Source organism: Anaerobiospirillum succiniciproducens DSM 6400 (assembly GCF_000482845.1).
Classification (GTDB): Bacteria; Pseudomonadota; Gammaproteobacteria; order Enterobacterales; family Succinivibrionaceae; genus Anaerobiospirillum; species Anaerobiospirillum succiniciproducens.
The window spans coordinates 1-10366 of sequence record NZ_AXWV01000021.1; the positions used below are offsets into that span (position 1 = coordinate 1).

At 44.1% G+C, this 10366-nt stretch carries 8 protein-coding genes; 5 read left to right on the forward strand and 3 right to left on the reverse strand.

Features of this window, described 5'->3' with window-relative positions:
- From H524_RS17415 to mpl, 4 genes are all read left to right on the forward strand, one after another.
- The coding region (locus H524_RS17415; RefSeq protein ID WP_044121397.1) for a hypothetical protein at nucleotides 1-245 on the forward strand (245 nt) is incomplete at its 5' end.
- A gap of 407 nt (nucleotides 246-652) precedes the next feature.
- The gene (locus H524_RS0103325) at nucleotides 653-943 is read left to right on the forward strand and encodes a hypothetical protein (protein ID WP_027939199.1); all 291 of its coding nucleotides are present in this window, start codon (nucleotides 653-655) and stop codon (nucleotides 941-943) included.
- Nucleotides 944-1457: 514 nt separating this feature from the next.
- Nucleotides 1458-2585, forward strand: a complete 1128-nt coding sequence (locus tag H524_RS14065) for an FAD:protein FMN transferase (protein ID WP_052338884.1) — start codon at nucleotides 1458-1460, stop codon at nucleotides 2583-2585.
- Between the two features lie 369 nt (nucleotides 2586-2954).
- Nucleotides 2955-4328, forward strand: a complete 1374-nt coding sequence (gene mpl, locus H524_RS0103335) for a UDP-N-acetylmuramate:L-alanyl-gamma-D-glutamyl-meso-diaminopimelate ligase (protein ID WP_027939200.1) — start codon at nucleotides 2955-2957, stop codon at nucleotides 4326-4328.
- A 248-nt stretch (nucleotides 4329-4576) separates the two neighbouring features.
- Here the strand turns inward: mpl and H524_RS0103340 are convergent, their stop codons facing one another.
- A complete protein-coding gene (locus H524_RS0103340) occupies nucleotides 4577-5848 on the reverse strand; it encodes an O-acetylhomoserine aminocarboxypropyltransferase/cysteine synthase family protein (protein WP_027939201.1) in 1272 nt (423 codons plus the stop codon).
- Nucleotides 5849-6316: 468 nt separating this feature from the next.
- On the opposite strand from H524_RS0103340, the gene H524_RS0103345 reads away from it, so the two are divergent.
- Nucleotides 6317-6715: a hypothetical protein gene (locus H524_RS0103345; RefSeq protein WP_027939202.1), complete on the forward strand. Its 399-nt coding sequence runs from the start codon at nucleotides 6317-6319 to the stop codon at nucleotides 6713-6715.
- A 159-nt stretch (nucleotides 6716-6874) separates the two neighbouring features.
- Here the strand turns inward: H524_RS0103345 and H524_RS0103350 are convergent, their stop codons facing one another.
- The gene (locus tag H524_RS0103350; protein ID WP_027939203.1) at nucleotides 6875-7150 is read right to left on the reverse strand and encodes a hypothetical protein; all 276 of its coding nucleotides are present in this window, start codon (nucleotides 7148-7150) and stop codon (nucleotides 6875-6877) included.
- A gap of 299 nt (nucleotides 7151-7449) precedes the next feature.
- Complete coding sequence (locus H524_RS0103355; protein ID WP_027939204.1) at nucleotides 7450-10314, reverse strand: valine--tRNA ligase; 2865 nt, start codon at nucleotides 10312-10314, stop codon at nucleotides 7450-7452.
- Nucleotides 10315-10366: the final 52 nt, after the last annotated feature.

Sequence of the window (10366 nt, forward strand, 5' to 3'; positions counted from 1 at the left end):
TAGTACAGGATGCTCCTAAAAGAGGTCGCGGACGACCAAAAGGCAGCCTAAACAAGAAAACCATCGAGGCGATTAAGAACGGCTTGATAGACCCAAATGCACCAAAGAGAGGAAGAGGTCGCCCTAGTGGCAGTCCAAACAAGATAAGCGGCCATTTCAAAAGGAACTTTATAGGAGCAATGCCTTATGGTCAAAAACATCCTGCTATCCGCAAGAATACCAATCCTAAGACTCTTTGGCCATAGAAAACTATGATATCTTTGGATACGCAAGATAACCGTCAGAACTTTGCAAAACACTAGAGCAGAGTTCTGATAGTTCAAAGATTTGGTAAAGTTTTATTCAATAGATTTGCATATACATTCGTGTAATTGGCCTATCTAAAAGCCATTTGATATGGACTTTATTTGCTCATAGCGTGAATTAATCCCGCCAAACATACGATTATGGCCAGAGCTTCATAGCGAATTTAATAGCCTTGTGTTGTTAGATTCATCGTACTCAAGGGGTGCTAGTGGTCACAACTTCAAACATGTGATGGCATTAATGCGTTAAAAATTGTCATGTATAAGCGAATTTATGGTTTTTTATGCTATGTTATTGCAGCGCCGATAGAGGATTTTAGTTTGAGTCGGCACAGTTTGAGGTTTGTATGATTTATCTTGTATCTTTCGGCATTTTCTGTGTCTTCATCTTTTTCTTATCACTCGGACTTATCTTCAAGCGTGGTGGCTTAAAGAGCGAAAGTGAAGCCCATGAGATTTTAGAGGGCATCAGCTGCGCTATGTGTAGCAATAGCGGTTGCGGCTTCCATGGCCAGAAGAACCGTAAGCCTACTAAGAATTGCCTCACTAAGACTGAAGAGAATTTAACTACTAAGACAGCTTTACAAGGCACCGGTTGTTCAACTGGTCAGTGCGAAATTAGCTTCAAGGAAGTCTAAACTCGCCGCCTTAAAGAATGACAAATGACTAAAGTGTGTTGTCTAGCGTGATTGCTTAGATGATTGTCATAATGTTCTCCTATAGGTTGGTTGATAGTCATTTGTCCCACGAAGCCTGCACAGCACTTCTAGGTTGAAGGCTAATGCAGGCTTTTTTTGTCTTAAATAGCTAGATGGCTACAATGTTAGTTTACATGGGCTATCTATTGAACTTAATGGCATGACAAGTGGCATAAGAGCTTATTTTGCCTGACAAAAATTTTAGTCTAACTTGCAATTGCCCGTTCTTTAGCTCTATAAATTGATTCAAAAGCGGCATAATCGTTTTAGTCAGCTATTAGCTTGAATTTACACTCATGCCTGACTAACTCATGCTTAGTTCGATAGAGCTATTCATACTCAAGCGTCGGTTGATCGAGCGACAGGCTGATAACTCAAGATTGCTGATTAGTAATCAAGTTAATGATGATTTACTGATTGGCGCATATTATTTGTTGTGTGAAGGATAAATATCGTGAAAGCTTCTATTGTTTCAACGGCAGTTAAATGTGTAGTTGCCTCGTTACTCGCTTTAGGTTTAAGTGCATGCGGTGGAGATAAAGAAGTTCCAAAGAGCGATGTTCTGACACAAAAATTCGATCAAGTTACTAAGATCGATGGCAAGACTTTCGGCACTTTCTACTATGTAACCGTACCAGGTGGCTATCCAGGCGGTGAAGAGACTTTACGTGCTGATGCTGAGTTTGTCTTCAAGAAAGTTTCTGATGCCATCTCAACTTTTGATCCAAAGGCTGAAATTGCACGCTTTAATGAGTTCAAGAGCACTGACTCTTTTATCATTACCTCTTATTTAGCTGATGTGATTGAAGAAGTGGTTATGCAGTCTCGTCGCGTGGAACAATCTATGGATCCAACTGTCGGCCCATTAGTAAATCTGTGGGGCTTTGGTCCAAAAGGTGAAATTAGCCGATCTCCAAGCGAAGAAGATATTAAGAACACCTTAGAGTATGTAGGTTTAGAGCGTTTTGGTCTTTACAGAGCAGGTGATGAGGGTGCTTTCTTAAAGAAGACTGATCCTCGTGTTGAGCTTGATTTATCTACCATTGGTGAGGGCTTAGCTGCAGATGAGCTTGCTGCACTCATGGATCAAAAGGGCGTTGAAAACTACATGATTGCTGTTGCTGGTGCTATTCGTACTAAGGGCGCAAATCCTGATGGTAAGCTCTGGCGTGTAGGTATTGAAGACCCATTAAGCCAAGGTTCTAAGGTTTTTGCCGTTGCCTGCCCACAGTCTATGGCTATTTCAACTGCTGGCTCTTACCGTAACTTCTTCTTAGATAAAGATACTGACAAGTTCTACTCCCACATCATCGATACCAAGACTGGTAAGCCAATTAGCCACCGTACTGTTTCTGTATCAGTCATTGATCGTAGTGCTTTAATTACCGATGCAGTGGATACTGGTTTATTAGTGTTAGGTGCTAAAAAAGCAGTTGAGTGGGGCGAGAAGAACTCTGTTGCTGTCTATGCTATTGAGATTGATAAGGATGGTAAGCCAGTAGCAACTTACTCACGTGCCTTTGAGCCATACTTAAAGTGCGTGGTTGACCCTAACATCATGCCATCTATGCCAAAGCCATAGTCATCATCTCCCCATAGAGGTCATGCCATAGAGTTTGCAGCGCACAGCTCTTAGAGGGGAGACCATAGCATTGCTCGAGCAATTAGCAGTCAAGCTTTTAGAGAGCTTAATTGCGTCAAGCTAAGGTTCGTAGATAGCAAGCTTACATACTTAAAGCTAAGCACTTTTGCTACAATAGGCCAGTCATTTTCAGCCGCGTAGGCTTGAGGATGCTGGCCATTTTTGTGGTCATAAAATCAATTTTATTCTTCTTTGTTATTGCATCTTCATTTAAGCAAGAGCTCCGATAACAGCCAGACCTAATTATATTAGGCATGCTTGTGGAGGATATGCTTAAGCTGATGCACAGATGCTCAGGCAGCGCTAGTCATGCACATTCATATTCTAGGAATCTGCGGTACCTTCATGGGTGGTATCGCTTTAATTGCCAAGCAGGCAGGTCACAAGGTTACTGGTTCAGACTTAAATGTCTATCCACCAATGTCTGATGAGCTCCAAGAGGCTGGCATTGAAATCTACCAAGGCTACGGAGCTGAGCAGCTTGACACTAAGCCAGATCTGATTGTAGTTGGCAATGTCATGAAGCGCGGCATGCCAGTAATTGAGCGTATGCTTAATGAGCACTTAAAGTATGTATCAGGCCCTGGTTTCCTTGAGGAGCTGTACCTACGTGAGAAGACTGTGCTTGCTGTTTCTGGTACTCATGGTAAGACCACCACAACAGCTATGCTTACATGGATTTTAGAACATGCAGGTTTAAATCCAGGTTTCTTAGTTGGCGGTATTCCAGAGAACTTTGGCTACTCTGCTCGTGGAAGTGATAGCAAGTACTTTGTTATTGAGGCTGATGAGTACGACTGTGCTTTCTTTGATAAGCGCTCTAAGTTTGTTCACTACCACCCTGATATCGCCATCATCAATAATATTGAGTTTGATCATGCCGATATCTTCAACTCCATTGAAGATATCAAAAAGCAGTTCCATCACATGGTACGTATCGTTCCATCAAACGGTGCCGTGATCTATCCATATGATGATGTTAATGCCCTCTCCACCATTAAGATGGGCCTGTGGTCTAAAGACATTGGTGTTGGTTCAGACAATTGCCCATACAAGCTTGAGATCACTGCTGCTGATGGTTCTAAGTTTAAGATCCTCAATGCCTCAGGTGCTTTAGAATGCGAAGTTGAGCTCAACGCCACTGGTATGCATAACGCCCGTAATGCTTTCATGGCATTACTGGCAGCTCATGAGGCCGGTGTTCCTTTTGCTAAGGGTGCAGAGGCTATGGCTCTGTTCAAGATGCCAAAGCGTCGTATGGAGTTAGTCGCAAAGATCGGAACTGTAGAAGTGTATGACGACTTTGCTCACCACCCAACTGCTATCAAAACTACTTTAGATGGTTTACGTAAGCATGTTGGCGAAGATCGCCGTATTGTGTGCGTATTTGAGCCTCGCTCCAATACCATGAAAATGGGCGGCAACAGTGAACTGCTTGGTGCATCATTCAACGATGCCGATGAGGTTTTTGTATACCACAATGAGGCTGTAAGCTGGGATATGTCTGTGCTGGTAAAAGACTGCGCCAAGCCTCTTCATATCGTTGACACTAGCACCGCAGATTTAATTGATGAGGTCGTAAAAGCAACTGATGACAACACTACTGTAGTGGTGATGAGTAATGGTGGCTTTGAGAATGTAAAGGGCCGTTTAGCTGATGCGCTTAAGGCAGCTAAGGCTTAGTTACTTAGAATGTAGGTTCTAAATCTTTAGAGGACGCTAAAGATAAGTAACTAGCTTTTTAGTAATTTGTACCCAAGAAAAAAGGCTCTGAGCAGCAATACTCAGGGCCTTTTTAGACTTAATACGCATAACACGCCATCTAAGACGTGTTATTTTGTGTAGTGGTTCTGTTTGAGCCTTGTACTTGGCTTCTTAGTGAAGCAATACTTGGCTAAATTATTTGTTTTAGATTCTAAGTTTAACTAGTGCTAGACATGCTCAAGTGCCTGCTTAAGATCAGCAATGATATCGGCAACATCCTCAAGACCAACGGACAGACGAATTGAGCCAGGCTTAATGCCGCAAGCTTCAAGCTGCTCATCAGTAAGCTGACGGTGTGTTGAAGTGGCAGGATGAAGCACGCATGACTTGATATCGGCTACGTGAACCTTAAGGTCGATAAGCTTGAGACTGTCGATAAAACGAGCACCAGCATCACGACCACCCTTGATATCAAAAGAGATTACGCCAGAGCTGCCTTTCTTAAGATACTTTTGGGCCAGTTCATAATCTGGATGATCTTCGAGGCCTGGGTAGAATATAGATTCGATCTTGTCATTACCTTTTAAGAACTTAGCAACTTCTAAAGCATTAGAGCAGTAGCGATCCATTCTTAAAGGTAAGGTCTCTAAACCTTGGTTGATGTAAAAAGCGTTCTGCGGGCTTTGTAAAAAGCCAAGATCACGGATGAGCTGTACACGAGCTTTAACGATATAAGCTGCCTTACCAAAGGCCTCTACATACTTGCATCCATGATAGGACTCATCAGGCTGAGCAAACTCAGGGAATTTATCCTTGTGAGCTAGCCAATCGAAATTGCCAGAGTCAACTACTACGCCACCTACGCTTAAAGCATGGCCATCAATGTACTTAGTGGTGGAGTGCATTACGATGTCTGCACCGTACTCAATTGGACGGCATAAGTAAGGGGTGGCAAAGGTATTGTCGACAATTAAAGGTACGCCATGGTCATGAGCGAGCTTGGCAATACGTTCAATATCTAAAACGCGAGTAGATGGGTTAGCAATGGTCTCGGAGAAAACGGCCTTAGTGTTTGGACGAAAAGCCTTTGACAACTCTTCGTTAGGTAATGACTCATCAATAAAGCTTACTTCTACACCAAAACGCTTTAAGGTAACGGCCAGTAAATTAATAGTACCGCCGTATAGGCTGGAGCAGGCGACAATGTGGTCACCTGACTGCGCGATGTTCATAATGGACAGGAACGCGGCGGCCTGTCCTGATGATGTACAGATTGCACCAACACCGCCTTCTAAAGCGGCGATCTTTTGCTCAACACTATCCACGGTTGGATTAGCTAAGCGACTGTAGAAGAAGCCTGCAGCCTGCAGATCAAAAAGCTTAGCAACTTGTTCAGTGGTGTCGTATTTGTAAGTTGTACTCTGTACGATAGGAAGGGCACCTGGTTCACCGTTCTTTGGCTGATAACCTGCGCGAAGACATTTAGTTGCAAATTCCATGAGACTTATCCTTCTTTGCAATTGATTGCCAATGTAAGTTGCGCACGCGGCACTGACAATAGTCAGTTCAGGTAAGCCGATAACCTTACGGTTTGTGCTCTAAATCATGTATCAATAATATGCATCTCCATCACAAGCTCACAAGGATAGAACTATGGTTTTAGCTATTTCGCACTAAATTTGAGCCAAAAACAGGGCACTAAACCATAATGGCTAGCATATTGCGCACTTATGGGGAGACATTTAGCATCTAAACGTATTGCCTTACAAAACTTTGCATAGCTGCAATGCCATAGTACATATAAGCTGTAGTGCTGTATTGAATGAGCATTGAGTAGCCATATTGATACAGGCTGCTCTCGTATACGGATGCTAGGAATGATAGGTTAGTGATCTTCTGCAGCTAAGATTAGGCTGTAGATCTTAGGTTATGCTATTCATTACTCATTTAGAATGTTGAGGTGTTTTATGATTCTTTCTAAAAAGATCGTGTCGCTTGTGCTAGGTAGTTCTATGGCTCTTGTTGCTGCACTGCCAACTATGGCAAGTGCCGCTGTAGATCCTTGTGCTTTGTTCTACAGCCTAAAGAAAGATGCCTCATATGATGTAGTAAAAGTACAAGTACTAGGCGTGCAAAATGGTGTGGCAGGAGTGATGATCTTAGGCTTGCCTAAGCGCGTCAATGTAAGCCTTAACGGCATGGATGTATCACGCTTAAAGAACGACAGCAGACCGATTCAGTGTGGTCGCGAGCAGGTAGGTGAGCTCTCCTCATACGATTTGCGATCTATTGGCATTGATGCAGGCTACTTTGAGGTTCAATCTGGCTCATTATCTGACGGAATGTCAGTGCAGATTCCGCGTTAATCTCAAGATCTTGTAAAGTACTTAAATTAAAGATCATGACCTTGAGAAGTGCTTGAACTTAAGATCATGATCTTTAGCTTCAGAACATAGTTGCTGCATCAAAGATGCTACACATGTTCTTGTGGATAGAGGCTTGAATGGTAAGTAGCTATGCTCGAGCTACGCATCTAACCATTCAATTTCATGTTCGACTTCCCAGAATGTTTTGCCATCAAACATAGGAGCTTTCTGAAAAGCATCACCACAGACTTGATAGGTAACATCATCGTGTTCCCAACGAAGGTTATACGGTGGAAAGCATTCCATCACTTCCATATGGCATCCGCCATTCTGGTTGTAGCCCTGAAACCAGAACTTTTGTCCTCGAAACAAGAAAGGTATATCTTGGCCACTGTAGACGACTTCGATGAAATCGTTAGGATCGCCGTTAATCATAATGCTACCCTCCTGAAAATATGGGCTATGCTAGGTATTCATGCCCTTGGCAATTGAGTGTCACTTATCTAAGATATTTTTTAGATGATTGTACTAGTTGTGGTGGCAAATGTTTGCAGAGGATGCTTAAAGTATGCGGTTTATCACGCATCGAGCTAAGGCATATGCGTGTTTCTCTTGATGATTCTGTGGATAAAAAAAACGCCGCTACTCTTATGAGTGCGGCGTTTTTTGAGAGCTCAGATCAGTTCTTATGATCTGATGGAATTAAGGATAAGGCGTATCCTTACTAATTATGATTAGAGCTTCTTGAGCTCTTCCATCTGAGCGTGCAGCTTAGCAAGTTGCTCCTTATTTAAAGCAACCTGAGCCTTAGCACCTTCGATGATGTTAGCAGGAGCCTTAGATACGAAAGCCTCGTTCTGAAGCTTAGCCTCACCGCCCTTAATCATGTTCTCAAGCTTTGCAGCCATATCGCCAAGACGCTTGAGCTCCTCTTCCTTGTTGATGAGATCCTTCATAGGAATTAAAACTTCAGCAGTAGCTAATGGCTTAGATACGCATGGAGGCAGAGCATCATCGGAACCTACGAAGGTTGGCTTTTCAATGTTGCTCAGTAAGGTTAAGTAGCTAGTGTGGTTCTCAACGCAGTTCTTCTCAAGATCGCCAGCACCACGGAGCATAACCTGTAAGGTAAGAGCAGGGGATGCCTTCATCTCAGCACGTAAGTTACGTACGCAGGTAATGAAGTCCTTAATCCATGCAATGGCCTTTTCAGCCTCTTCGTCGCGCTTGTAGTCGCAAGCACAAGGATATGGAGCAGTCATGATGCTCTTGTCATCGTTCATGCGGCCGAGCATTGGAGCGGTTTGCTGCCAAATGGTCTCAGTGATGAATGGGATGACTGGGTGTGCCATACGTAAAATGGTCTCGAGGACATTTACTAAGGTGTAGGCAGTAGCATCCTTTTGAGCCTGGGTGGCGTTGTTGTCCTTTAAGATAGCCTTAGTGAACTCAAGGTACCAGTCGCAGTACTCATTCCAAATGAACTCGTAAATGGTTGCGGCAACCTGATCGAAACGATAGGAGTTCATGTAGTTCTCAACATTCTCAATGCACTCAGAGAGCTTAGAGAGAATGTAACGATCTGCAAGGCTTAAGTCAGACTCGCTTGGAGCAACTAACTTGTCTTGAGTTACGTTCATGAGTACGAAACGAGAAGCATTCCACAGCTTGTTACAGAAGTTTCTGTAACCCTCAAGACGCTTCATGTCCCAGTTAATATCACGACCGTTGGAGGCTAAGGCAGCTAAGGTAAAGCGCAGAGCGTCGGTACCGTGTGGAGCAATGCCGTCCTTAAACTGCTTGCGAGTACGCTTAGCGATCTTCTCAGCAATCTGAGGCTGCATCATATTAGCAGTACGCTTAGCAACGAGATCGTCAACAGAGATACCGTCGATCATGTCGATAGGATCGAGTACGTTACCCTTTGACTTAGACATCTTCTGACCTTCCTCATCACGAATCAGGCCAGTTACGTATACGGTGTGGAATGGAACCTGTGAGGTGCCGTCTTCGTTCTTGATGAAGTGCATGGTCATCATGATCATGCGAGCAATCCAGAAGAAGATGATGTCAAAACCGGTAACTAAAACAGATGTTGGGTGGAACATCTTCATAGCTTCGGTATTGTCTGGCCAACCTAAGGTAGAGAAGGTCCATAAAGCTGAGGAGAACCAAGTATCTAATACATCTTCGTCCTGAGTGAGCTTAACATCAGCGCTTAAGCCGTACTTAGAGCGAACTTCGTCCTCATCGCGAGCAACGTAGACCTTGCCATTCTCATCGTACCAAGCAGGAATACGGTGACCCCACCACAGCTGACGAGAAATACACCAGTCTTGCAGATCACGCATCCAAGAGTAGTACATGTTGGTGTACTGAGCAGGAACAAACTTGATGCGGCCATCTTCAACAGCCTCAAGAGCTTCCTTGCCTAAGATCTTAGCGCGTACATACCACTGATCGGTTAGCATAGGCTCGATAGGTACACCACCACGATCGCCAAAAGGCTGGGATAAGGTGTGATCTTCGATGTGGTCGAGCAGACCTTGCTCCTCAAGATCCTTAAGCACGAGCTTACGAGCTTCAAAACGCTCAACGCCGCGATAAGCCTCAGGGATATAATCGGTAGTTTCTGTAGATGGCTCGCCATTGGTGTCAAAGACCTCAGAGAGATCACGCACAACAGCATCTTCAGTGAAGATGTTAACCATAGGCAGCTTGTGACGCTTGCCCACAGCATAGTCGTTAAAATCGTGAGCTGGGGTGATCTTAACGCAGCCAGTACCGGTTTCCATGTTAGCGTGCTCGTCGCCAACGATTGGGATACGACGGCCAACTAATGGCAGAACGATGTACTTGCCGATGAGATCCTTAAAGCGCTCATCTTCTGGATTAACTGCAACTGCAGTATCACCAAGCAAGGTCTCAGGACGGGTAGTAGCAACTAAGAGGTAGTCCTTACCGTCTTGAGTCTTTGCACCGTCAGCTAATGGGTAACGGATGTACCACATTGAGCCCTTAACTTCTTTGTTCTCAACTTCAAGATCAGAGATCGCAGTGCGCAGCTTAGGATCCCAGTTAACTAAGCGCTTGCCTCTGTAGATAAGATCGTCGTCGTATAAGCGAACGAATACTTCTAAAACAGCCTTGGACAGACCTTCGTCCATGGTGAAACGCTCGGTGGTCCAATCAACAGAATCACCTAAACGACGCATCTGAGAGGTAATGGTACCGCCAGATTGCTCTTTCCACTGCCAAATACGGTTGATGAACTCTTCACGACCGAGATCATGACGGGTAAGACCTTCTTCAGCTGCAAGCTTACGCTCAACCACCATCTGAGTAGCAATACCAGCATGGTCAGTACCGCACTGCCATAAAGTGTTATCACCCTTCATACGGTGGTAACGGATCATGGTATCCATGATGGTCTGCTGGAATGCGTGGCCCATGTGTAAAGAGCCAGTCACATTTGGAGGAGGAAGTGCAATGGAGAAAGCTTTCTTAGTAGCGTCTAAGCTTGGCTTGAAGAAGCCGCGCTCTTCCCAGTTCTGGTAAATTTTGCTTTCAAAATTTTCCGGTTGGTATGTCTTGTCCATTTCCATAAATACAGGATCTCGTCGGAATAGGGAAATACAAACTTTGTGTTCG